The organism is Bradyrhizobium sp. LMTR 3 (genome assembly GCF_001693485.1).
Taxonomy (GTDB): domain Bacteria; phylum Pseudomonadota; class Alphaproteobacteria; order Rhizobiales; family Xanthobacteraceae; genus Bradyrhizobium.
Genome location: NZ_MAXC01000012.1, coordinates 675,476 through 700,315 on the forward strand (window position 1 = coordinate 675,476; position 24,840 = coordinate 700,315).

At 59.2% G+C, this 24,840-nt stretch carries 21 protein-coding genes; 4 read left to right on the plus strand and 17 right to left on the minus strand.

Annotated features, from left to right (window positions below; genetic code table 11):
* Window positions 1-3 precede the first annotated feature (3 nt).
* Complete coding sequence (locus tag LMTR3_RS12750; protein ID WP_065745340.1) at window positions 4-2,610, plus strand: T6SS phospholipase effector Tle1-like catalytic domain-containing protein; 2,607 nt, start codon at window positions 4-6, stop codon at window positions 2,608-2,610.
* 37 nt (window positions 2,611-2,647) lie between these two features.
* Here the strand turns inward: LMTR3_RS12750 and rlxS are convergent, their stop codons facing one another.
* The 14 genes from rlxS to LMTR3_RS12825 all read right to left on the minus strand — a co-directional run bounded on the left by rlxS (window position 2,648) and on the right by LMTR3_RS12825 (window position 18,259).
* Window positions 2,648-4,618, minus strand: coding sequence for a relaxase/mobilization nuclease RlxS (gene rlxS, locus LMTR3_RS12755; protein WP_065745341.1), 1,971 nt, complete (start codon window positions 4,616-4,618; stop codon window positions 2,648-2,650).
* 337 nt (window positions 4,619-4,955) lie between these two features.
* On the minus strand, window positions 4,956-5,495 hold the full coding sequence (locus LMTR3_RS12760; protein WP_176721868.1) for a S26 family signal peptidase: 540 nt from the start codon (window positions 5,493-5,495) through the stop codon (window positions 4,956-4,958).
* Entirely contained in the window at window positions 5,485-5,703 is a 219-nt protein-coding gene (locus tag LMTR3_RS12765) for a helix-turn-helix domain-containing protein (RefSeq protein WP_065745343.1), read from the minus strand. The genes LMTR3_RS12760 and LMTR3_RS12765 overlap by 11 nt, the downstream gene beginning before the upstream one ends.
* 153 nt (window positions 5,704-5,856) lie before the next feature.
* Complete coding sequence (locus LMTR3_RS12770; RefSeq protein ID WP_210184691.1) at window positions 5,857-6,486, minus strand: DUF2285 domain-containing protein; 630 nt, start codon at window positions 6,484-6,486, stop codon at window positions 5,857-5,859.
* An 824-nt stretch (window positions 6,487-7,310) separates the two neighbouring features.
* Window positions 7,311-7,460 carry a hypothetical protein gene (locus LMTR3_RS38890; protein ID WP_210184692.1) on the minus strand — a complete coding sequence of 50 codons (150 nt, stop codon included), beginning with the start codon at window positions 7,458-7,460 and terminating at the stop codon, window positions 7,311-7,313.
* A gap of 258 nt (window positions 7,461-7,718) precedes the next feature.
* The gene (locus LMTR3_RS12780; protein ID WP_028349841.1) at window positions 7,719-8,036 is read right to left on the minus strand and encodes a DUF736 domain-containing protein; all 318 of its coding nucleotides are present in this window, start codon (window positions 8,034-8,036) and stop codon (window positions 7,719-7,721) included.
* 647 nt (window positions 8,037-8,683) lie between these two features.
* Window positions 8,684-9,040: a hypothetical protein gene (locus LMTR3_RS12785; RefSeq protein WP_065745346.1), complete on the minus strand. Its 357-nt coding sequence runs from the start codon at window positions 9,038-9,040 to the stop codon at window positions 8,684-8,686.
* Between the two features lie 171 nt (window positions 9,041-9,211).
* A complete protein-coding gene (locus LMTR3_RS12790; protein ID WP_065745347.1) occupies window positions 9,212-10,147 on the minus strand; it encodes a DUF2493 domain-containing protein in 936 nt (311 codons plus the stop codon).
* Between the two features lie 349 nt (window positions 10,148-10,496).
* The gene (locus LMTR3_RS12800; protein ID WP_065745349.1) at window positions 10,497-11,552 is read right to left on the minus strand and encodes a DUF7146 domain-containing protein; all 1,056 of its coding nucleotides are present in this window, start codon (window positions 11,550-11,552) and stop codon (window positions 10,497-10,499) included.
* Window positions 11,552-12,508, minus strand: a complete 957-nt coding sequence (locus LMTR3_RS12805) for an ArdC family protein (RefSeq protein WP_065745350.1) — start codon at window positions 12,506-12,508, stop codon at window positions 11,552-11,554. The genes LMTR3_RS12800 and LMTR3_RS12805 overlap by 1 nt, the downstream gene beginning before the upstream one ends.
* Window positions 12,509-13,245: 737 nt before the next feature.
* Complete coding sequence (locus LMTR3_RS38450) at window positions 13,246-13,467, minus strand: hypothetical protein (RefSeq protein WP_176721870.1); 222 nt, start codon at window positions 13,465-13,467, stop codon at window positions 13,246-13,248.
* A gap of 1,491 nt (window positions 13,468-14,958) precedes the next feature.
* Window positions 14,959-15,156: a hypothetical protein gene (locus LMTR3_RS12815; protein WP_065745351.1), complete on the minus strand. Its 198-nt coding sequence runs from the start codon at window positions 15,154-15,156 to the stop codon at window positions 14,959-14,961.
* A 774-nt stretch (window positions 15,157-15,930) separates the two neighbouring features.
* Window positions 15,931-17,757 carry a glutamine--fructose-6-phosphate transaminase (isomerizing) gene (gene glmS, locus LMTR3_RS12820; RefSeq protein ID WP_065745352.1) on the minus strand — a complete coding sequence of 609 codons (1,827 nt, stop codon included), beginning with the start codon at window positions 17,755-17,757 and terminating at the stop codon, window positions 15,931-15,933.
* A 175-nt stretch (window positions 17,758-17,932) separates the two neighbouring features.
* Window positions 17,933-18,259 (minus strand): hypothetical protein, encoded by a 327-nt coding sequence (locus LMTR3_RS12825; RefSeq protein ID WP_065745353.1) that lies wholly within the window; start codon window positions 18,257-18,259, stop codon window positions 17,933-17,935.
* A gap of 801 nt (window positions 18,260-19,060) precedes the next feature.
* On the opposite strand from LMTR3_RS12825, the gene LMTR3_RS12830 reads away from it, so the two are divergent.
* The 3 genes from LMTR3_RS12830 (at window position 19,061) to LMTR3_RS12840 (ending at window position 23,241) form a co-directional block, all read left to right on the plus strand.
* Window positions 19,061-19,804, plus strand: a complete 744-nt coding sequence (locus tag LMTR3_RS12830; protein ID WP_245319838.1) for a hypothetical protein — start codon at window positions 19,061-19,063, stop codon at window positions 19,802-19,804.
* A 1,684-nt stretch (window positions 19,805-21,488) separates the two neighbouring features.
* Window positions 21,489-22,118 carry a cupin domain-containing protein gene (locus LMTR3_RS12835; RefSeq protein ID WP_065745652.1) on the plus strand — a complete coding sequence of 210 codons (630 nt, stop codon included), beginning with the start codon at window positions 21,489-21,491 and terminating at the stop codon, window positions 22,116-22,118.
* 34 nt (window positions 22,119-22,152) lie between these two features.
* Window positions 22,153-23,241: a Gfo/Idh/MocA family protein gene (locus LMTR3_RS12840; protein WP_065745354.1), complete on the plus strand. Its 1,089-nt coding sequence runs from the start codon at window positions 22,153-22,155 to the stop codon at window positions 23,239-23,241.
* A 155-nt stretch (window positions 23,242-23,396) separates the two neighbouring features.
* Here the strand turns inward: LMTR3_RS12840 and LMTR3_RS40210 are convergent, their stop codons facing one another.
* From LMTR3_RS40210 to LMTR3_RS12845, 3 genes are all read right to left on the minus strand, one after another.
* Entirely contained in the window at window positions 23,397-23,507 is a 111-nt protein-coding gene (locus LMTR3_RS40210) for a hypothetical protein (protein WP_502686622.1), read from the minus strand.
* Between the two features lie 14 nt (window positions 23,508-23,521).
* Window positions 23,522-23,683 (minus strand): hypothetical protein, encoded by a 162-nt coding sequence (locus LMTR3_RS38455; RefSeq protein ID WP_176721871.1) that lies wholly within the window; start codon window positions 23,681-23,683, stop codon window positions 23,522-23,524.
* A 296-nt stretch (window positions 23,684-23,979) separates the two neighbouring features.
* The gene (locus LMTR3_RS12845) at window positions 23,980-24,756 is read right to left on the minus strand and encodes an enoyl-CoA hydratase/isomerase family protein (RefSeq protein ID WP_065745355.1); all 777 of its coding nucleotides are present in this window, start codon (window positions 24,754-24,756) and stop codon (window positions 23,980-23,982) included.
* Window positions 24,757-24,840: the final 84 nt, after the last annotated feature.

Consider the following 24,840-nt stretch of genomic DNA (forward strand, 5'->3'; position numbering starts at 1 on the left):
GCAATGGCCAAAAAGATCATTTTGCTTTCGGATGGCACGGGGAACTCCGCAGGCAAGGTTTGGCGCACAAATGTATGGCGGGTATTCCAGGCGCTCGAGCTCAAAGGCTCCAATCAGATCGCAATCTATGACGACGGCGTCGGAACGTCGTCGTTCAAGCCGCTCGCCATTCTGGGTGGCGCGTTCGGCTACGGTCTAAAGCGCAATGTGCTCAATCTCTATAAATTCCTGTGCCGCAACTACGAGCCTGGTGACAAGATCTATGCCTTCGGGTTTAGCCGTGGCGCCTTCACGATCCGAATCCTGGTTGGCCTTGTGCTGAACCAAGGGCTCGTCAAATTTGCCAACGAGGCCGAGCTCGACAAGAAGGCACGGGCCGCCTATCGCGCCTACCGACACGACAAATACCCCGCCTGGAATCTGCAATATCCCTTCCGGCTCGCGCGCTTCTGGCTCGACAAGCTGTTCTATACGTCCTGTGAGCGCTCGGTCGACAGTATCGAATTCGTCGGCGTATGGGACACCGTTGCGGCCTATGGCTTGCCGATCGACGAGATGACGCGAGGCGTCAGCGAGTGGATCTGGCCACTGGAGTTGCCAAACCAGGAGTTCAACAAGAAAATCGTCAAAGCCCGGCACGCGCTAGCAATCGACGACGAACGCGCAACCTTCCATCCAGTCTTATGGAATGAGGATGAGACCAACACGCAGCCGAGCGGTGCCAGCCGGTCGACCAGCGGCGAACAATTGCTGCAGGTATGGTTTGCAGGTGTGCACTCGAATGTCGGCGGCGGATACCCGGACGACTCCCTCGCCAACGTCTCCCTTGCCTGGATGATGGCGGAAGCGAAAGAAGCCGGCCTCTCCTTCAAGGATATGCCAGACAATGAGCCAGACGCGTTGCTGAGCACGGATTCGGCAAAGGACAAGGACGGACGGCTCTATGACTCAAGAAGCGGGCTTGGCGGCTATTACCGATATAGTCCCCGAAAAATCGCCGACTTCTATGACGCGATGCCGGTCACTCTCGACGATGACAAAAAGCCTCACCCGAGGCGTCCGCCCAAGATCCACGACGCGGTGTTCGGCCGGATAAGGATGGGTGCGCATTTTTATGCGCCGGTCGGATTTCCAAAGGACTACGAGGTCGTGAAGTCAACAGACGCCGCGGTAACTTACTCACCGACGGGGCCAGCGATCTCCAATGTAAGTTCCACCATCGAGCCCAACACAAAAGCGATCGCGGAGGGCGAGCAGGCGAAGAAGCGACACGAGGCCCAGGAAGCGATCTGGGACATCGTCTGGCGGAAGCGCGCGATTTACTTCCTGACCGTTTTCGTGACCGGCTATCTCCTGCTCTATCCGCTCCTGAGGGACAGCTATGCCTTTCAGGAGCTTCGGACCCCACTTCGGATGGTCTCCGATACCATTCGACTGTTTGGCACAGTCCTTCCAGGACTGGCGTCTCGGTGGATCGATGCCTATGCCCGGGATCCAGCATGGTTCCTGATCTGGGCAGGTCTCGTTGCCTTCCTGATCTGGATTGGCGTTCGGCTCGGCCAATCGATCAGTGATCGAATGCGGCTGCTATGGAGCGAGTATCTTCCAGCGACGAACAAGCCTGCCGAGCCGAAAGCTCCGTTGGTTGCCTCACCGCTCCAGAGCATCCTGTTCGTCGCCGCCATCCTTTATGTACTTTTCTACCCGCAGTTTGGCAGCGTGCCTGGATTTGGCTGGCTGGTGCTGCCCCCGACATGGAATGAAATTCTGCTTGCCTATACGGCGGAGCCGGTCCGCAGTGTTCTGATTGCGTTTCTAGTTTTTTACTTCCTGCCAGAGTTTGCGATTAGGAAACTCAGACAATTCTGGATCTATCAAGCCATCCTGCACGGCTTCAAATTTTACTTCGCGCCGGCAGCTTCGGCACTCGGCATGCTGTATTTGGCGCTCGCGTTCGGAAGCCACTACCTGTTTTCGATCCGGGACTCATTCGGGACTTTTTGCACGGAAACTGCAGGCCTTGATGCCAACCGTAACGGGTTCAAAAATGTCGGCGGCAAGCAGCAGGCCGAATTCATCTTCGATACTTCTGATGACGCCGCCAACAAACCGAACAATCTTTGTGTGTCCACTGGCGTCTTTCTGGAAACCGGCGTTCGGTATCGCGTCGTCTTCAAACGCCTCCCCGACCCTGAGACCAATCCGCCTTCGGGCAAGTGGACGTTCTTTGGCGAAGAGTCCTACATGGGCGGTCAGCCGGTGTCCCACTTGTCCGGGTGGAAGTCCGTGATCATGACTGTCTTGTTCCCATTTCGCAGGAGCTTTGACCGTCCGTGGGGCAACATCGTTCTTCGGATCGGCTCGAGGGGCAATGAGGAGGATTTTCTCGACCGCGCTCCGCCAAGGCAGAGCGACAGTTTGCTCCCGGACGAAAAGGATTTTGCCGTCTCGGACAAGTCCGAGACGCTCGCCGAAGGGCTGACGCCCAAGCGCGACGGCGAATTGTTCGTCTATCTGAACAAGCCCGTGGTCGGATTGTGGGGTTACGAGACCTGGCTCAGCGACCGAATCGGGACGACCGGTCGCGCCAAGATACTGATCGAACGATAGCGGAGGAGATGCCAAACCGGAGCCGTACGAAGTAGCGTCACCGTCCAAGGCCGCGCTTCAGGCCGATTGACCAGGATATTCCCTCCCTACCAACGCTTCCTGTCACAATTTGTCCCCGCGCGCGCTCGAGAACTGGGCGCCAGGGCACCAGAGCGAAGTCTCGGGACCGCTCGATCAGGGCATAGCGCCCGCTGTTGAGCGTCAGCATACGCCGGTAGACGCCCGTGAGCCGGTCTCCTGCTTGGACCTCGACGTGCTCGAGGCCGTTTCGCGCCGCAATGTCCGCTGCGGTCCTGGCAAGTTCGCGGGCCTCAAGTGTCCGCAGCAGACCTCTGGCATACCGCAGCTGCCCACCCTCCTCGCGCGCAAGGCCCTGCTCGATCAGCCATTGCCTCCTCGCCCGCAGAGCCGTCTCGACCTCTGCACCCATTCCGCTTGGCCCGAGAGTTTCCGGCGTTTTGACAAGAAGCTGGCGATCGAGCCATGTCGCCCCCAGCGCGGACGGCAGATCTTCAAGCCTTTGCCATGATAGTATCGCGACCCGCACCGGATTGCGCGACCGCTTCAGCTCCTCGTATCGAACCGCCTGATCGAGATAGTCCTTCCCGACATTCCAGCTACCGTCGGCACGACGGGTCACTATCCCTTGCCGCCGCACCGCCTCCAGACGCCGAACGTGGGATCCGACATATTCGTTTGACGCTTGCGGATCGAACTGGCGGTGCAGTCGGTCGCTATAGGTGCCATGATTGGCCGCGGCGATCTTTGCGATGGTCCGGTCGATCTCGCGTGGCTCAGCAGTTCGCGATTTGAGTTCGACGATCGCGTTCCGGACCAGTGGCTCTTCGTTCGGACTGATAGCGCCGATGTCGGCATAATGTGTGCGCCCATCTAATCCATCAATCACCACATACCGGCGCTCCGTCAGTTCGTCCGCAAACCCTTCCCCCACGACCCGTCCGACCAAGCGCTGGCCACTCCGTTCCGTATCGAAGATCGCATAGCTGCCGACAGCTCGTGCAACTCCAGCCACTGCAAGCTCGCGATGCATGGTCTTGATGACGTCGCCACGCTCGCCCATACGCCGGAGCTTCGTTTTCAGTTCGTTATCGATGCGCCAACGGCCAGGGCTCTCCTCCACAGCCAGTCCCAACCGTTCGAGTGTTCGAAGCCGCCCCATCCGCGCGGATTGCCAGACGGGATCTTTCGTGGGCTGCGCGCTAAGCTGAAAAAGCTCCTCCCGCGCTTCATGAAGGATTGCCCTATCAAGGCGCGTCAAGCGCTCGGCCGCGACCTCATGCTGGAGCTTGCGCGCGGTCTCGATTTCGGTCTCTGGACCAAGCTCCCGGGTGATGAGGCCCGCAGCCCGCGCACGAAAGCCGTGGGCGATGTAGTCGCGGGCGATCACGAGGTCATGTCCTGTGTCATCCTTGCCACGCAAGACGATATGGCTGTGCGGATGGCCCGTGTTGAAATGGTCGGCCGCTACCCAGTCGAGCTTGGTGCCGAGGTCCTGCTCCATCTGACGCATCAGATCGCGGATGAAGGGCTTCAGGTCGGAGAGCTCCGCGCTGTCCTCCGGTGCCACGATGAACCGGAACTGGTGACGATCCCCGGCACTTCGTTCCGTGAAGGCCTTGCCGTCTGCGCGGTCATTGGTCGCGTCGTAGAGCTCGCCTGGCTCAAAGTCCCGCGTGACGCCGTCGCGTTGCACATAGCGCAAATGTGCCCGGACGGCCCCTGTGTCGCCTGCCTTGATGCGCACGATGCGTGCCTTGATCACGACGCGACGAAGGCCCTTGCCTCTCCCTCGCCCGGCCAGCACCGCACCTTGCCCGTATCCGCGGCCGATCCGGCCGCCCGAGAAGTCCGACGCGCGACGCGAACTGGCGCCGGTCTTCTCCGCCGCTTGGCGGACACGGCGGAGATAGCTGGTTGCCCTTCTGGCCTTGCGGTTGCCGATCCGGCCAAGCTTAACTTCGAATTCATCGTCGTCGACGCCGTGCATGACGCGAGGTCCCCTTCAGGAAGACCGCGGATATGTTAAGCCGGCGCGCGGCTGCCAAGACGCAGACGCAATCAACGAACGACGGCATTGCCTTAAGCCGCAATTGGCGACATCGCGCCCGGCGATGTCGCCAATTCTTGGATGTGCAGACAAGGACCTAAGCACGGTGAAGCGACAGTGCTTTTATCTTGCCCTCCCGCTTCGCTGGTTCACCCGTTGATCTCGATGGAAGAGCTTGCTTCACCGCAGATTCGCGATCTGCCCGAACGAAGGCTCAGCGGCATACCAGAGAAAGGTGCGCGCCCTTTTCTGACACGTACATCGCTGTCATGGAAATTCAAATATCCGGATTCCAGGTCCAGATCGGATGCGCCACGCCCAGGATGTCGCAGCGCAGCACCGGGCCGAAGTATCGCGAGTCGAACGAATGAGGGTGCGGCTGCAGCAGGAAAAATTCTCCTTCACTAAGCCGCAAGCAGCCTTCCCAGGTTGGCAGGGGCCGTCCCCGTCGATCGTTCTGAAGCACCTCTACAATGACCCTTCCATTGACCAAAACCGATTCGACCGGTGCTTTGGCGCGGCACACTTCATCGCCGCCCGCCGCAGCCACCTGCTTCAAAAGGGGTACCGGGCCCGGCAAAACGCCATGTGCGATGATCAAAAGCTCAATAGCCGGCGGCGGTCTGAACAGCGCCAGTTCACCGTGCACGGGCAGCCGTTGCTCCAGATAGTAGAAGCCGAGTGGCGCGCTGCCCGAGGCATTGTAGATCAAAAACGGCATCCCGTTCGCGAAGGAAATCAGCACTGCGATGATGCTGGCGCACATTGCCGAGAGCACGGCCAGTTGGCGCCAGGGTCTTGCACGATCAATCAGCATCGGAGGTTGACCTCCGCTTATTGGCTTGCGAATATTCGATGAGGTCTTCGATGTGGTAGCGGACATAGCGTCCGTGCTTGCGGTAGGCGGGCCCTCTGCCGTTCACTCGCATTTTTTCAAGGGTATTCTTGGTGAGGCGCAGCCAGGCGGCAGCCTCTACCGTGTTGAGAAACGGCTTATCGGACCCTTTGTCGTCACTGTTCGTCATTTCCGAGGCTCCTTCTCACCTACCTCGTCAAGCACGAGGCGTGAGAAGAAGCGTCGTCACATTAGTAACCTGATTGGGAGTGGCGAATGCGGCAGGGTCTGTTTCGCCATCCTGCGAAAGCAAGTCTCGTCAAGCAGCCGCGACAAGAAGCGGCTAGCTCAGGAGATCGCGATAGCCGCCCTTCATCAATTCGGTTCCCTTGGCAACAAGCCGTCGCGTGCGATCTTTCAAGAATTGACTATGCCCGTACCATTCCTCCGCAACTTTTTTCTCCCCGAAAATCGTGATTGCGATCTGGCGGTAGGTCTTGCCCTCCAGGCTTTCATCGAGCGCGATCAGGGCGTGATGCATACGTTCGTCGCTTGCGAATGGCGGCGTTTGTATTGTCCTCTGGCCAGGCTCGGTGAAACGCTTCAAGCGCTTCAGAAGCTCGATTTGCGTGGAGAGGTCGCCGAGGCCATGGAGCTCGAAGACCGGCGCAAATGGCGCAGTTAGGGCAGGAAGACCGCGGATTTCGAGGGGGACATGAACGCCCGCTCCCTTCACCAACACCAACGGGACCTTGTCGACACCGATGACCGCCGTTCGATTGAACTTGAAGTCCGCAAGCGTGGACGGCGGCGTATTTTCGTTGCCATTTCGCATTTGGGCGTTGAGGCGGATCACCCGCTTCAGGGCATCGACGTGCCAGAACACCGGTGCCTGCCGGGCGCATAGCGCGGGGTCGGCAAAGGCATAAAGTCCCCATCGTTCGGCGCGAGGAAAGCGTCGCCGCAGCCGCAACAGCCACATCCCATCACTAAGTCTGATGTACGGCAGACGTCGAGGAACGGAGCCTCGCCACTCGGCGATATAGTCTTTGTTCCGGCGCAAGAACTCCCACGCCCAGTCGCACGCGTCGTAGCCCGCCGGATCAAGGCGAGCGACGCCATCGCGCGTAGGGCGGTGCGAAGACATGACGGGATGGTTCAGGGGTTGCCCCAAGCTAGAAAGGACTTCGGATTGCTGATCGTTTCGGCCAAATGGGGCAACAGAACGGCCCAGCGGGTACTTCGGGCGCCGATTGCATCAGTCCGCCAGTGTCCAGATCATGCCCGCGCAAGTTTCTGCTGGTGTTCTTTGCGGATAGCCCAAGACCGGATCACATAAGGACAACCGGCGGTGGTTGCGAGAACCTTCTCTTGCCCCGTGCTGACCCCACGGCAGACACTCGAACGCGGTAGCCTCACGAACAAGACGTCTCAATGTCAATCTTGCATATTCTGTGGTACGCTTTCTCGTGTGCGGGCCGATTCCGGTCTGCGCAGTAAGCGATCTCATTTGAGATTTAACGGAGGGGCATATGGCCAAGAAAGCGAAGAAGGCGAAGAAGACCACCGTGAAAAAGGCCAAAAAGAAGAAGATGAAGAAGTAAGTCTTCAACGACCTTCTGCTCGTTCCGAGCAAGATGTCTGCTGCGGCAACGTTTGCAATAGTTGACCTCGCTTTGGTCTGAATGGATCGATCAATGGTTGGGCCGGGCCGCATGGCGCCATGGGCACTGTGCAGTCCGGCCCTAGGATTCTTACAGCCTTTCTGGCAGCTCTGCTCTAAGTTGGCCGACGCCTCTAATGCATTCCATTCATCACCGTCACGACATTCGATAGCAGGACGCCGGTCGAGGTGAACGCGGCAAGGCTGACAATCATTTGCGCCAGGCAAGTGCGCTTAAGCGTCACCGCTTGTGGATCGGGAAACAACATGAACGGACTCGCCATCGTCAGCTCCGTGAAGCGGTGAACGCGTTTGTAGTGGCCGAGAAATAGGGTGAGTCGCGCCGATCGCGATGCAGTATATTTGTTGCCCATAAGCTTGACTCTTCACCGACTCGGCTGCGGCAAACTCGGGGGAACGAATTGAGATGTCGCGCCGAATCGGTTGGCCTAAGTTCAGGTAAACAAAAGATTAACGGCTTCCGTCGCGCGGCTAAAAGGGCCCCGCCCGAGTGGGTCGGGCGGGGCTTCGGTGTAGAGAACTTAGTCGCCGTTCTTCCGCGGCCGCGACCAGAGCAGGGTATGACCTTCGTCTTCATCCTCGAACAGGTTCGCGTAGATCGGCGCGTTGAACGAAGGATCATCGAGCTTGAGCGAAAGGTAGTCGCGGCCCTCCTCTGACCGCTTCGACCAGGCTGCCCCGATCTCGGCCCGGCCGACATAGACGCGGTGGCTGGGCGCGTTCTCGTTGGTGCGGTTGGGCTCGGCGACGATGCGGACGCCCTTCGCTTGCACGCTCAGCGTGACGATCTCGCCCTGAAAATCGTTGCCGACCTTCTTAAAGGAACCGATGTTAGCCATGTCACTTCTCCTTGAGTTTTCGAGCCCGCGACCACCGCGGCCTCGATGGTGATCGAGAGGCCGAATGACGATCGGCGACGCACCCGCTCGCGGGCCGGAGCGTGGCGGAGGACGCTAGCCGGAAGACTTTCTTGGCTCGCGAGGAATGGGCGTCAGCCCAAGGGAAGAAAGTCTGAACGGCGGCGTTGCGGCTCAGACGATCGAGGCGGAGCCGGTCTTCGGCCAGATCAAGCCATCAAGAGGCAAGGTTCGTCCGTGCGCTGAACAGCCTTAAGGAGACGGGGCGGCGGACGTCGGCCGTCCTGTACAAGAGGTCGAGAGGTTCAGGCAAGAAAGGAAACAACGTGCGGGAAAAGTCGGGCGTCGGCCGCCCCGAAACAGCCGTTAGAGAACGCCCGCCCCGACACTAACAGAGTTGCCGATGATTGGCATAATGGCCGTGTAGTGCTCTGAGGAGACCACCCCTCCCTGCGATGCCGATCATTGGCGATCTCGACGCGCCTAATGATTGAGGAGAACCCTGGGCGCCGAGCCGAAGGGCTATAGCCGTGCTAGCCGCGAGAACTGGTTGACGTTGGTTCGCCCTGCCCTGACTGACTGCAGCGGGCCAAGCTCGGCCAAGACGGTCATGCGCGCCCGCCCCCGTGTCACCGATGAAGATCGAGCCGATGCAGCCAAAGATCTCGTGCCAGAGCGGGGATGGCACCCCAACATACAATATCCGAGATATCACATAATAACGCAACGGCGGCCGAAATGGCAAAGACTGCCGCGATGGCTACGCGCAAGACAAATGACCGCGCGATGGCAAAGGTGATCTGACCGAGGAGGAGCATCATCGCGGCGGGAGCGATGCCGACGAGCAACGCGCCGATGGCGCCCGCGCTATGAAATACCATCACGCCGGCAGTGAACCTAACCAGGAATGAAAGGGAGTCTACAGCGAGAGCAAAGATCTGAGCAGAATAGACCGATGCGAAGGTATTGAGGAAGTTCGAGAGCAATTCGCGCCTTCCACGATCACCTGGACGCGAGGTTACTCAAGCCGGAACTAGTTAGAAGTGCGGCTCACTGTCTAACCACCTTCGAGGTGGCGAATGTGCTCGGGGGCGCGATTGCGTCGGTTACGACGCTTACCCTGTTCAGGGAGATTTCGAAATCGGCATCGACGGCGCTCACGCGCCGCCCCCAAACTTCCAGACCGGGATGCCGAGTCGTTTCGCCTTGTCGGCAAGATTGCTCTGGATGCCAGTGCCGGGGAAGACCATGACGCCGATCGGCAAGATCTCCAGCATCGCGTCATTGCGCTTGAACGGTGCTGCCTTGGCGTGCTTGGTCCAGTCAGGCTTGAAAGCAATCTGAGGCACCTTGCGATTGGTCGCCCATTTGGCGGCGATCAGTTCGGCGCCTTTCGGCGAGCCGCCATGCAGCAGCACCATGTCTGGATGCTTGGCGTGGACCTTGTCAAGTCGTTCCCAGATCAGATGATGGTCGTTGAAGTCGAGCCCACCGGTTAGGGCAATTTTGGGGCCCGCCGGCAGCAACACTTCGGTCTCCGCCCGGTGTTTGGCGGCGAGAAAATCCCTGGAGTCGATCATCGCCCCAGTAAGCTTGCGGTGATTGACCAGCGATCCAGAGCGAGGACGCCATGGCGAGCCGGTATGGATCTGGAAGCGCTCGATGGACTGATCGCGGAAGAACTCCATGCAATTGCGACGTTCGACCAGCGTGATGCCTTCAGCCGTGAGCCGCTCGAGCTCGACCGATCTGATTTCCGAGCCGTCCTGCTCACGCTGGCTCTTCCGCTGCGCTTGCTCGTTGTCGTCGAGGTCGCGCTCAATGCGCTCTGTTGCACGGTGGAACAGGTTGACCGTCGACCAGAGCAGGTCTTCGAGATCCGGCTCGAGCCGAGTGTCGCTTAGGGTTGCTACGATGGCGTCGAAGACATCGACGACAGCACCCACAATCATGTTGCTTTCGGGAAGCGGCCTCGGGTCTGGCTCGTCGTTGAAGGGACGGTAGCCAAAGAGCTGAAGTTCGCTAATGACGTGATCAATCGGCGATGAGCCGTGCGTTGGTTCGAAATCGAGGTCGTTGCGATCGGATGTCATGGTCGAGGTCCTTTGCCCGGATCGGCCGCGCCCATCGCGGCCTTCGTGGCGATCACTCAGGCGGCGGGCGGAACGGACCAGAACCCGAAGCAAAGCGAAGGGCCGCAGCGACAGCGGAGGATGGCGAAGTCCGGCTATTTTGTTTCGCGATGCAAAGGCGCGTGGCCGGGGCCCCGCGAAGCTTTCTTCGTGGGGTGAGCACCGCCGGCGGAAAATAGCCGGGCGCAGCCATTGCCGGTCCGCTCCGGTTGCTGTCCGATCGCCCTCTAGAAGGCCAGGGCGCGGCCTCTCCTCGGCACCATGGACCTCCCATCGACCTGCCGTGACGACGGCGCCAGCAACGCCGGCTTTAACGCTCCTCCGCCATCACCAAGAAGCGGGTAACGTCCTGCGGCGCGAGCTGAATGCGCATGGCCGCTCGAAGCTCGTGGATGCCGAACGTGCGGAGATCCTCATTAAAATCTCCCAACCGAGGAGACAAGGCGATCGCCACGATACCAGCAGCCTCCGAGCGCTGCCTGAGGGCGGCCGTCGCTGCGTCTCCCGCCGCATCCGCATCCCGGACGATGTAGAGGCGACGCAGCGTCGGCGGGAGCAGCATGGCAGCGAGATGATTGGCGGATAGTGCGGCGGCCATTGGCAACGTAGGCAGTGCGTTGCGCAGCGACAGGATGGTTTCGATCCCTTCACCCGCAACAAGCACATCATTCGCCGTACCGAAACGAACTGCGTTGCCGAGCAGATTGCCCATTGCCCTTCGTGGTGTGTCGATCGGCGCCTTGCCGAGCCGGATTGGGTCAAAACCCTCGGGATTGAGCCAGGTCCGATGCGCGCCTCTTATCCGACCATCGAGATCGGTGACGCGGGCAATCATTGCAGGCCAAATCTCGATCCGCGCGTCCTCATCCAGCCGATAATAGCAGCGTGGGTGGAAACGCAGGCTCGCTCCGTGGTGCGGCTCTACAATGCCGCGTCCGCGCAAATATGCCTCCACGAGGGTCCCCTCGATCGGCCGAGATATCGCGAACAGCCGCCGCGCCGCTTCAGCCGACCCTGCCTTCACTGTTGCGCGGACGGGCTTCGTTGGGAGCTCCGGGTGCGCCCGAGGCAGCTTAAGGAAGCGCGTTGCCTCGTCCAAGACATCGCGGAATTCTATGAGGCCGCAGGTTTCGCGGATGATGTCGAGGAGATCACCATGTTCGCCCGTGGCGGCGTCGGTCCATTTGCCCGCAGGTCCCTTCGGAGATTTCTGTAACCGCACGAACATCGAGCGACCTGGCGTGTTGCGGACGTCGCCGACCAGCCAGTAGCGCCCCACGCGCCGGCCATTGGAGAGATAATGGCGGCACACCGCCTCGGCCTCGCGCGCGAGGCGGTGTGCCAGTTCGGAAGCATCGAACAGCATCAGGCGGCCTCGCAGTGGGCAGGCTCTTCCACCGGGCTCAAGGCGAGATCAGGCAAGAACGCGAGCAGATAATCCGCGACTTTGCTGGCCTGCGAAGCGGCGCGGACGATTGCGCGATTGTCATCGCGGAGAACCTCAAGCCACGAACCAATGTAGTCCGCATGCCGCACGGTCGGCACGATGCCGAGCGAAGCACAGCAGAATGCAGCGGATATCTCCGCGATGATTTCCTCGAAGGCGTATTTCTTGGTGCCGTAACTTCCGGATAGATCCCGGTTGAGCCGAGAGGAATGTCCGCTGGCATGAGCCAACTCGTGCAGAGCCGTGCGGTGCCAATTGATCGGCTCAAAGTAGGCAGCCGGAAATGGCACCTGAACGTAGTCCTCAGAAGGACAATAGAAAGCTCGGTTACCGCCGATTCGAAGATCGATGCCGCTGGCACTAATCAGCGCTTCGACTTGCGGCTCGATCATGTGAGGTGACGGGAGAGGCGCCATAGTCGACACCTCGGCTGGCAGCCCGTCACATTGGTCGGTATTGAAGACCGTAAAACGTTTCAGAAAGGGAATCGCTTGGGCTTCGTCGGCCGCCTCGATCGCCCGCTTCCTCTCCTCTGCGGGCACGAAGCGGTCAGCATAGACGACAGTCGTTCCTCGCTCTCCTTTGCGGACGTGGCCACCCAGCGACAATGCCTGCCGGAAGGTGAGCCAGCTCTGGCCGGAGAAGCCCCGCTCGACCACAGCGCCCCAGAGGATCAGGATGTTAATGCCGCTATATCGCCGATGTGTTGCTGCATTGTAAGGCATGGCAATCGGCGCCTTCGCCGCGGCCGTTCCCCACGGCTGGACCCAGGGCACACACCCCGCCTCTAGTTCGGCAATGATTCTATTTGTGATCTCGTCATAAAAATTGGTTCGGCCGGGGCTGCTCTGCGAAACTTGATTGTGCCTGGACATCGCGGTTCTCCGCGACGGGCACCGCGAGCCTCTCTCGCGGCTATAAACCCGTCACGGCAATCAAGGCCGCCACTCTTTGCTCTGGAGATCTCCTCGTCTCGGCCATCTCGGTTGGTCTCGACAGTGAATGCGATCCAGAGTCCCATCCTTCTCAAAGCCCAGGTCGTGGCCAGACGGTATTTTGCTGGCTCCCAGGTGACCATGCTGGTGCTGCCGCTTACCGCGATCACTTTGCTAGGCGTGGGGCCCGTGCAGACCGGCTGCTGCTGGCTTGCGGTCGGGCACCGTACCTGGTGGCGGGCCCGTTCGCCGGGGTTACCGTGGACCGCATCCCGCACCGGTGGATCCTGTTGATCGCCAACTTGGCGGCAACGCTGGCCACGATTCCGCTGCTGGTGGGCCTCGGACAATCGGAATGGTCCAGCTGTGTACGGCGACGGCGCTGGTCGGGGTGGCGGCGGTGATCGCCGAGGTGGCCTATCTGGCGTGCGTACCAATGCTGATGGACCGGACTCGGCTGGTCCAGGCGCAGAGTTTGTTGGAGCTCCGCAGGCGAGCGCATTGGCAGCGGGTCCGTTCCTGGCCGCCTGGTTGGTGAGCGCGTTCTCCGCGCCGACTGCGATCCTGGCCGACTGTGCCTCGTTCCTGCTCGCACTGCGTTGCTGACGCTCGTGCCGATGGCAGCCGCGCGCTCAGCGGCCGGGTCGACCCAGCTACTCGGCTAAATGGCTGAAGGGCTAACCACTGTGTTCGCGCACCCCGATTCTGTGTTGGCCACTGGCACCTTCATCTTTTGAATACCACGCATATTCGGCGGTCTTCCTGCTGCACCTGACGAAAGATCTGGATTTGAGGGCGGGACTGTCGGCATGGTGCTCGGCATCGGTGCACTCGGCGGCGGCGTCGGCGGTCACCGCACCGTCAGCGGGACGCGCGATCGGCCTCAGGCCGGTGCTCATGGTCGCGCTCCAGCGCTGGAGGCATGAGCTTGGCTGCGCTTCTCACCCGGCCATGGTGGACCGGCCGCGGTGACGTGCGTGGCTCTGTGTCAGTTCCTGCTGTCGTTGGCCACGGGATTTACAACGTGCAGCAGGTCGCCATTCGATATGGGCTGGCCACGCACCGGCTGCAGGGCCGGGTGAACGCGAGCATCCGGAGCGTGGTGTGGGGCTGGCGCCACTGGCTCGCTGTTCGGCGGCACGGCGGGTGCCGCATTGGGCTCTTCGTGCCACGTTGCTGGCCAGCAGCGTGCTGGCGCGGCGTCGGTGCTGTGGATCTGGCGGTCGCCGCTGCGCCACACCCACGGTTTGCGTCTCTGACCAGCAGACAGGAGCGCTTATGGAGATCAAAACACTGGACGAGCTTGGCCTTCACACGGGCCGCTGACTGTGTGGCGGATCAACGTGCCCGATCGTGACCTCGGCGCCCGATCTGCGGGCGACGGCCTCAGTTGCTTCCACTTCGCGAGAGTCTTGTGGCCCTCGCCTCCGTTCAGACGCTCCCGGGGCAACAAAGATGCCGGAGAGTAATCTAGCTGCCCATTGTCGATTATCCCGAAGACGATGAGTCTAAGCCCCGATCATCTACCGACCGCGCCGCATGTCCCGCGACGAGAGCGGCCCGCTACATCGACGTGGGGCACGAGCAAGTTCGATGAGATGGTCGCTGATGGCCGCAAGCCACGCTCTAAGCGCGCGTTAACGGTCGTGTGATTTGGACCGCTTACGGCTTAACACGACAGTCTCTGATCTGTCTGAGAACAAAGGCGCCGCCATTTCGTGGGGATGCCGCCGCTGTTCGTGAGGACACAGAACTATCATCAGGAGGGACGACGAAACAGGCTATGTTGGCCTCGCCCTCGCCTCCGAAAACAAGGAGCCTAAAGAGCTGAAGGGCTTCGGCGACTTCGTCACTTTCGAGTCGGTAGCGATCGGTCTCGGCGGCGCTTTAGTTCCCAATTAGGCTGAATCGGTGCTGCCGCTTGCGTTTTAAGCAGCCGGCCCCACCGTACTTGCACGTCGCCAGGATAGATAGGACGGCAGATCCTCAGTGCGGACGAATGGACTTTAGCAGTTCGCACTGATCAGTTCGACTTTACTTCAGCAACTCCGATTCGTTTGAGACCCGCTCCTTCGAATCCCGAAGAGGGACGAATGTGATGCATCAAGTTGTAGACGCGGGCGGCGATTATGTCGGCGAACTGAACCGACGCCAGCTGTGCAAGCGGGCCACCGCCACGCGAGACTCCGATCCGTACCCTGCTTCGCAGAAGGCGCAATGATGACGCGCAGAACAACCTGAGAGCTCCGCTCCAAAATCGACTGCCGCTCAATGGCTTGGACAGCTCTTCACGGACGACCACCGGGGACCAAGCCATAGGGGCCGACACTTGTGCGGCTCGGAGGTAGTCCCTGCCGCACGCGCACCAAAAAACCTTTTTCGATGAGCACCTAAGCTGGCGGAAGCGATACCTCTTCTCGAGTCATCGTCTGCGCATCGTAAATTCTGATCTGAAGCATTGGAAAGCGCTTCTTCAGATCTTCTGCCCCTGTCTTTGCTCCGACCTTGGTCATAAATTCGGCTTTCAATCGACCATCCACTTCGAGCGCGTCGCCTGACGTGGGCAGTTTGTGGGCGGCAGCAACCATTTCGTGTCTCGTCTCGCATTGTGATTGTGGAGGAGAATAGCCTAGCGTGAGTCGCTCAAATCGCGCCAGCGGCAGAATCAGTCTGTGTGAATCGTCGCGAAGCGGTATTTATGAGCAAATTGGCCTTCCGACTTTCAGTAGTCCGGGGAATCCCCTTATTTCTTCGTAGAGACAAGAACGAATGGATGCCGCACCTTCAATTCGCGGCCTTGCCATAGGAATTGCACACCGTGGATACTGATGATGCACACCGCGGATATCGAACATGGCCGCCGACGATGGGAAAGCGTTGCAGCCAGCGATGGAGCGGTCGGGCCCACACTAAAAGCGCCAAGGTCACGAAGCTTGCCGCAACGAACACGAGTAAGAGCTCACGAGGCCGAATTTGCGGAGGGACCTGGATGGCTATTTCGTCGAAGTCGCCGCGCTGGCCCGCCGGATCAGCAGCGCCCGGCTGTGGTGGTAGCCGACTAATTCAAGCGGACCTTCAATTATCGATGCACGGCAGACAGAGTTCCTATAGATCGCGCCATCCGTGAATCCCGGTCCGGGAGCTGAACTTCAGTTTTACTTTTGAGGTCATTATCGCATTTCGAAGTGCGAACCGTTCATGTCCGGAAGGCGATATGGACGCACGCAGCAACGACGATCGGCAAAGATGGATAGGAGAGAAATTGAGGTCTGCTCGGGTTTGGCTTCCACAGAAAGGACATACCAAACACGAAGGCCTATTGGCTGGAGGCTCACGATCACCGCGACTTTGGCCCTGCCCGCCTATTCTACGGTCACCGATTTCGCGAGATTGCGTGGCTGATCGACGTCCGCTCCCATTGCGACAGCGGTATAGTAGGCCAAGAGCTGCACCGCAATGGCATAGATCATGGGTGTAAAGGTTGCAGTCATGTCTGGCAGCACAATGGTCACGAGCGAATCCACCGTCGCTTCCGAAGCCCCTGTCGCATCGGTCATCAGGATGATGTTGCCGCCACGAGCGGCGACTTCCTGCATGTTTGAGATGGTTTTTTCGAAAACCCGGTCGTAAGGAGCGATCACCACCACTGGCATGCTCTCGTCGACCAGCGCAATCGGGCCGTGCTTGAGCTCGCCGGCGGCATAGCCTTCGGCGTGGATATAGGAGACTTCCTTCAGCTTGAGCGCGCCCTCCAGCGCCAGCGGGAACGACGTGCCGCGGCCGAGATAGAGAACAGCGCGCGATTTGGCGATATCGCGCGCGAGCTTCTCGATCTGCGGTTCGATCGCGAACGCCTCAGCGATCAGCCGCGGAACTTCGATCAGCTCATCTACGAGCTTCAATTCATCGATTTCCGACAATTCTCCGCGCCCTTTGCCTGCGGCGATGGCAAGGGCGGCCATCACCATCAGCTGACAGGTGAAAGCTTTGGTCGAGGCGACGCCGATTTCTGGGCCAGCCAGTGTCGGCAGCACGATTTCGCTCTCGCGCGCAATCGTCGACGTCGGTACGTTGACCACGGAAACCGTGTGCAGACCCTGCGCTTTGGCGTAGCGCAACGCGGCCAGCGTGTCGGCGGTCTCGCCGGACTGCGAGATGACGATCGCGAGATCCCCTTTGCGCAAAGGCGCGTCGCGGTAGCGGAGTTCAGAGGCGACATCGATCTCGACCGGTATACGCGCCAGCCGCTCGAACCAATACTTGGCGACGTGCCCCGCATAGCTTGCGGTACCGCAAGCCGTGATCGAGATGCGCCTAATGTCATTGAAGTCGAATGGCAGTTCGAACGGCAGCGCGATGCGCTTGGCGGCCATATCAACATAACGCGCCAGCGTCTGCCCGACCACTTCCGGCTGTTCGTGAATTTCCTTGGCCATGAAGTGGCGATAATTCGCTTTGTCTACCAGGAGCGATGACGCGCCGGGCTTCAGCATTTCCCGGTGGGCGATGGCGCCTTCCGAGTCATAGATGACGCAGATCGTACGGGTAAGCACGGCCCAGTCGCCGTCTTCAAGATAGGTGATTTTATCGGTGAAGGGCGCGAGCGCGATAGCATCCGATCCCAAATACATTTCGCCGTCGCCATGCCCGATCGCGAGCGGCGAACCCCTGCGCGCGCCGATCATGAGGTCGTTATGACCTTTGAACAGGAATGCCAGCGCGAACGTGCCGCGCAGCCGCGGCAGCAACACTTTTACTGCGTCCTGCGGCGAGCGGCCATTCATTAGATGGGATTCGACGAGATGCGCCACCACCTCAGTATCGGTCTCGGAGGCGAAGTTAGCGCCATTCTGCTCTAGCTCAGCGCGCAGCTCGCGGAAATTCTCGATGATCCCGTTATGGACGACGGCGACATTATCCGTCATATGCGGATGGGCATTGCGCTCAGTCGGCTTGCCATGGGTGGCCCAGCGCGTATGACCGATACCGGCATGACCCGACAGCAGATCGCCGCGTAGCCGCGCCTCGAGTTTCTTCAGCTTGCCCTGGGCGCGCCGGCGTTCGAGATGGTCGCCTTCAAGCGTCGCGACGCCTGCGGAGTCGTAGCCACGATATTCCAGTCGTTTGAGTGACTCGACCAGCTGCCCCGCGACCGGACCACGCCCCAAGATGCCGACAATCCCGCACATGCTGATCAATGCCCTCCAGCTTCAAGGAAATCATCTTCAAAATCGCAGAAACTTCTTAACCAAATTCACTCGTCTGAACGTATTCAATACTCATTGCGGATGGCGACGTCGTTGACGGTTCAACTCTGGAATTCGCTGTCAGAGCAATTGGTCTCGCCGCGTGCACACGCGTGAGCTAGGTCTTAGAAGTTTCAACCATCATCGGTTCGCCCAACCCCAGCGCGGCTTTGGCGACCACGATCGAATACCAATACGAAGCGGTAGCCAGCGCAGCAAACGAGCTGAGAGTTTCGAGGTGAGCCAAGTACTCAGGCGCGAGTCCATGGTCCCGTGCAACACCGAGCCATGGCGCAAACAGACTCTTCGTCCGGTAGCGAAGATAGCAATCGTAGTCGCAATAGAGCTGCTGGGTGGAGATATCTCGCTGGTAGCGTGACACCAGGGATCGACGACACTCGATGCAGATCGACGGACCGCGTGGCGTCCTGCGATAGAACTTCATAATCGTCCGTCAGCTCGTCTTACTTTCTTGCGCCGAGAGCCATTCAGGACGCTCCGGCTGATTCTCGACGAGACTAAAACTATTGCGACTGATGGCTCAATCGTACGTAGGTAAACCTTCGATATTGAAACGGTTTTGAAAGCTATACGAAAGTTTGTAATGCGCCCCTCCTCCGTTAGCACTGATGTCAGCGGTCCAGCTTGCGCGATCGCGGTTAGCCGAAAAAGTCTGGCATAGCAGCCCTCGCGCACTTTGCCGTGCCGCCTAGGCACGCGAGATCTGTTCCGTAGTTAAACGCAAGGTTGTTCATGGGGTGTCAGTACCTCGAGACAGAGATTTTTATGATTGGCTTGGCATTTCCAAGACGGGTGGCTGCTCAGGAGGGACCGGCACTTCGATGCTGCGCATCGAGCCGGGCTGCGTCTAAATAAGGCCCGCATGCTGAGAGTCAACACTGCCGCGAAGTGCCGTTGCTTTGATCTGAAGATACTTGCCGGAGCGCCGCCGAGCAATTGACGTGAGCCGTTTGTGAAAAAGGGCCATGCGACGTCGTCCTCGACAGTACACTCGAATTCGTATTGGTGATCGAGTTGATTGAACTCAATGACGGGCGCGCTGGGCTTCTATTGAGTCGTTAAGGCGACGCTTCAGGCTAGTCTGAAGGAGTGCGGCCTCAAATTGCATCCCACCAAAACAAGCAGGCGACAGCATCTGTGCGTTGCTAATACGCTTTGCAAGCGTTCGGGAAGAAAAAATGCGTCTGCCAGACCGCTCGTACCGTTCGTGATTCGGAGGAGTCGGATGATCACGCTGGTTCGACGGAATTGGAGTCCCAAAGAATTGTTCAATGCTCTGACGCCGGTGATGTTCACCGCCGAGCCATCAGTTCTGCGCGCACGTTGGAACAAGCTGTGGCCAGAACTATATACTGAACATGACGCGAGGTATCTGAAAAAGGAGTTGTCCATCCGCAACGTGATCGCTACCGAGGAGGCTGCGGCATTCTTTGATGCCTGGGCCACGGACGAGGAGCGTCACGCCGATGGCTTTATCCAGATTATGGAGCTCGTCGCTGATGGATCCGAAAAGGATCTTTGGGAAAGATTGGACGCTCGATCACACAATTTTTGTGCAATCAATGAATACCTGAAAGACGAATTCTCTGTGATGGTTATGATAGCCTTTGATGAAATGTGCACCTGCCACGCCTATGCTGCGGATAAGGGTTTCTACGCAGGACTTGGGAGCGATAGATTCGTTCGTTGGCTAAGGGAAGTGACGGTCGACGAGGCAGTTCACTCGATGAACGCGGTTAACGTTATCCGCGCCCGATACTCCGATCGCATCGGCGAAGTCGGCACAATCCTCGACGGCCTCACCAGCAGTGTCGCCGATGAGTCAAACTACTGCGGGACCTTCGTTCTGGATTACTTCGGCGAGAAGTACACGAAGGAGATGCTAGCCAACTGCCGCGCTGCAATCCTGAGAAATGTTGCCAAGCCGCTGACGGCTGCAGAGCGAGACGGACTCAGTCGGCCAAGTTGAACTCAACGCCTTCGCACCGCCGCGGAGTGATACCGCAGGCGTCCAGCTTGCTCCTTCGGGTCGTACATGTACGCGCAACGGAACAACGAACGCGCCCATGCGATTGAAACTGCGACTTTCCTTTAAGGATCGTGGACGAGGCCGGTCCCCTTGTCGCCTCTGGAGTCAACCGCGCGAATTGATGTCTCGCGATCGCAGCAGCAGCCGATCATGCAAGGCGCGTGAGCTCGAGTATACCTCGGCGCCGCATGCTGGAGATGCGACGCGGGGTCCCCTGCCCTGCAGCCGAGCCAGGCAATCTTGACTTTCGTAGCTGGCAGCGAAGCTCCTCTTTATGCCGAGGATCGCCCCTCATCGAAGCGTTGAGGCAGGCCTTTATCAAGCGCGGTTTGAGTGAGCGCGCCGCCAAACAATGTAAATTCTTTTTCAGTTCGGGCGTTGGCTCGGTGCAAACAACAAGCTCGGGATTGCTGGTCCGGATTTCCGACAAGTCGCTGGACAAAGATGCCGTGGCGTCCGACAGAAGTGGGAAGCGGCGCGTCCTTGCGGCACTACCTTGTGTCTGCCTGCGTGTACTAGCGACGGACCACCGGCGGATGTTCGCGACCTGCCCACTTCACCCTGCTTCAAAATGAACGCCTTTTTAGTGTCCGAGAATTTTGAGGCCTTCTTCGTCTCCCACTTCTCCCAGCCGAGGCGATTCGGCAGCGCAAAACGCTAATCAAAAGCGCTGCAGTTTGCCGGCCTCAGCCCACCGAGTTTGATGACCTACCGATTCTTGGAGGAGATTGCGGGGCTCAGGTCAGTTAGAAGCTCCTCGAGACTGATATCCATTGCTATGGGCCTCTTCTATGAGGCTGGCAGGACGAGCCTATGCCAAGCGATAACCACTTTGCAGACGGAAGGACATTGTCAGCCTTGCTGGATCGGACTTTGCTGGCTCTGTGTAATCACAGTAATCCTTTTCACTTGGCTGCGATAGCCGTCGCCGCCCTATTCTCGGCGCTTGAGCTTACCCTACCTCGCCACCGACACGCGACAGCTGACGCGCATCCATCTCCACATAAGCGATCCGCAGTTTGCGAAACTAATTGTTGCGACTTCCAAGAGGCCCTTCGTGAGCACCGATAGATGCGCCAAGCTCCGACCCCGTCGGAGCGGATCGACCTTTTCCAAAAGAAGATCCGAGCTGAAGGGACGCCGGCAGCGGCCCACGGGCCGAGAAGCGAGTGAGCGAGTGATAGTGATCTCGTCACATGTATCCGGGCTGCTATGCAGTTCACTTGCCGGACTTCTCGCCTACGGAAAGGCTAGTCAGACCGTTGTCGACATAGCGCGCGAGGTTCTGCCATCGTAAGCACAGCCCGGCTCCTGCTAGGATCAACGACACGGATCGGTTCCGTCATTCCAAGCATCTTACGCGTAACTAAAGGAGATCGGGTTCTCTGGCGTGCAGAATCTCCCAAGCGTCGGTCTGATGACAGAATTTTCCGTTGCCATGCTGTCCGAGTGCCAACCCGGAAGATGCCCGCTTCATCCTCGATGCCTCCCCCGGGGCGCCAAGGATTTTACGAAGCAAGCAGCATGGAGCGATTGCCTATCGAGGAGGCGATCAAGTCCCAGACGGTCGCCTTTGAGGCGATTCGCCGCCAAACAACCTGACTGCAGAATGGAGAGGAATACTATGTCGGTTTTCAGAAGTGGAGAACAGGCATCACATTGGTGCGAACTCACCGGCTTCGAGTTTGTCGAGCTCGCTGGGCAGCGCCGGCCGATAGCGATCAATGCCAAAAAACAGCGCCTACTCGTCACACGGGGATCTTGCCGGCTGACGAGCGCGGAGGGGGCGCAAGTGCTCTGTGAAGGTCAGTTCTGTGACCTCGATGAGACTAACGGTCCCTTTAGTGCAGACGCTGGCGATGGGGCGGCGCAGGTCCTCATCTTTTCCGGCAGGTGGGGCACCGAGTTGGGCGGTTGCGGCATTTTCAAGTTAGCTCCGAGCACTCCAATAGCGGCAAAGGGCGACCCGGTTAACTACCCCAAGTCGACCAATTTCGATTCTCACTATCATGACTGTGACGAATACTGGGTCATCTTGGAAGGGGCAGGCACGGTTGTGGTCGGATCGCGCAGCTTCGAAGTTGAGCCGGGTGATTGCGTTGCCATTGGCATGGGCCACCACCACGATCTTGCTCACCTTCGGGCCGACGTAAAGGGAGCGTATTTCGAGACAACACTCGAAGGCAAGAAGCGGTTGGGGCACCTTTGGGAGCACAAGCACGGACCTGCTGACATTCGCGCCGAGCGGGTGTGATTCGGCTCAAGTCCCACCCGTTGAAGGAACATTCATGACCTATAACGTCCTGCATGTTGGAGCTGGCGGGTTTGGAGCGCGCTGGTGCGATACGTTCCTGCCGCCAAACGTGACAGACGGGACGATCGAGGTGGTGGGCCTGGTCGATATCGATACCAAAGCCCTGGAACAGGGCCGCAGGCATCTCGGTTTGAAGGCGGAGCAGTGCTTCACCTCGGCACAAGAGGCTTTCCGGGCGGTAAAGGCCGACTTCTGTACTATCGTGATCCCGCCTGCTCTGCACGAGCTCATCGTCGATCTCGCCCTTGCTCAAGGAATGCATATCCTGTCAGAGAAACCGATTGCTGACACAATGGAGGCTTCTGTGCGGATCGCTGACAAAGTGAAAGCAGCCGGCCGCAAGATGGGAGTAACCATGAGCCACCGGTTTGATCAGGATAAATCGACACTGAGAAAGCTTGTCAGTGCAGACACTCTCGGTCGGGTCAATACGGTATCGTGCCGGTTCGCTGGCGATTACCGCATTTACGACTCGTGGAGTCGTTTTCGCCACGAAATGGTCCATCCTATGCTCATCGAGGGCGCGGTGCATCACCTCGATATCCTGGCCGATCTGGCGGGGGCACCCTGCACGTCAATTTTTGCCCGTTCTTGGAAGCCGGAATGGGCGGAATACAAGGGCGATACGGACGTCATAGTGTCCATGGAATTCGCCAACGGCGCGCATGGAGTATACGAAGGGTCCTCCGCACAATCGACGGGGCTCAACGACTGGACGTTTGAATATTTTCGGGTGGAAACGGCATCCGGGACGGCTATCCTCGATCATCGCGAGGTCGAGGTGTTCCATCGGGATCCGAAGCGGATCTATCAAAGGAGCCGGCAAGGGAAAGGGCAGCATGTGTCGCTGCTCGCTGGTAAGAAGTGGGGGAATTCACTGTTGATCGAGCAATTCTGCCATTGGCTCGACGGCGGCCCGGCGATGGCTACCAACGTCGAGGACAACCTACAGTCGGTGGCGATGGTGTTCTCCGCCATCGAAAGTGCGCGGCTCGGCCAGCCTCTCAAAGTACAGGAATTCCTGCACTCCTTTCGAGAAGGGCTTCAATTGCACCACAATTAGCGCGTGAAGGCTGCAACGGGCCAACCGGGCTCCCTTGTCACGAGCCGGGCCACGTGGCCAAGCGTGCCGGCACTATCTCCCATAGGCACGGAGGGCCTCATCGGCGAACTACTCAATGATGGCGGCCGCGAGCACCGTTTCAGCGTTAGACTCTGCTAGAGACTTGCCCCCTGTTCTAGGATCATGACGGAGGCAATTTCTGCTCCGCGCGAACGAAGGAGATCTGCGGTCTTGCGCGTAGCCTTGGAGCGATCATAAGCCGACATCTTGCGCCACGTCTCTAAGCACTTGCTCGAAGCTTCGGGCGCACGATCAAAATCGGTTCGTAGGCGTACCGGGTTTCGCCGATGGCTTGTCCGCTGGCCGGATTGAGAATTTTCTCCGACTTGCCCGAAGACCCTCGTTCATTCCCGGCAATGAACATTTTTACTTTCGGGTACATCAGTTCTCCTTGCCTGAATAAAATTTATGCCGGACTTTCCCCCTTCCCCACCAGAGGGCCGATGCATTTCCGCGGCATTGATAACGAGAGCGCCACTCGGAAGAAGACTCAAATCAAATCCCAACTTGAACGGAAGCCAGTGCATTCTTGCAACTAAGCGGAGCGACAAAGACGAGGTTTGACGGATCGGCGGACAATCAGCTGGCACACGCAGCCGGTCGAGCCGGCACCAACTACTCCTTCGACTTCTTCTTCCGAATCGTTCCTCTCCCGTCTTCTTCTCGATCCCTGCCCGGTCAGCCTTTCGCCGGCGGGTTGAAGCGAGGCTCACGCTTTTCGATGAAGGCTGCGACACCCTCGCGCAGGTTGTCGCCGCGGTAGAGAGCCCCGAAGGCATCGGCCTCGGCCGTGTCGATGAGCGTCGGGGGCAGCGCCGCGCGTAGTGTTCGCTTGGCAAGTCGCAAACTGTTATGGGGCCGTGCCAGAAGCTGCGCGACGACATCGTAGACCCGCTGGTCGAGCCTCTCGTCGTCGACTACCTCCGTAACGAGGCCGATAGCGAGTGCCTTGTCGGCAGGGATAGGCTCGCCCGACAGCACGAGTTGACGCGCGTGCACAGGTCCGACTTCCTGCATCAGACGCTTGATGCCGCCCGCCACGGGGAGACCGCCGACCTTGATCTCCGGGAAGCCGAACTGGGCATTGCGAGAGGCGATCCTGAGATCGCAGGCAAGCATGATCTCGCCCCCACCGCCCAGCACGAAGCCCCGTAGCTTCGCCACGATCACCTGCGGCAGCCCCGCCAGGTGATCGAGGAGATATTGCTCGAAGCGGATCTTGGCGACGCCGCCGAGCTCGTCCTCAGGGAACTCGCGCAGATCGGAGCCGACCGAGAAGGAGCGCGGCAGCGCCGATTCGACGACGACAACATGGATGTCGTCGCGGCTCTCGAGCGCTTTCACGTGCTCGAAGAATACCCGGCGCAGTGCAACGCTAAGAACATTCAGCGGCGGATGTTCGAGGATGATCCGCGCCACCCCACCATCTGTCTCGAGCCTCACATTCTCGACCATCTTTCAATCCATTCTTCGTACGGTTACGGGCGGGCGGTCCCCGGGGGTGGCGTGTTCAGCGCCCGCACGCCGGTCGGCAAAGCG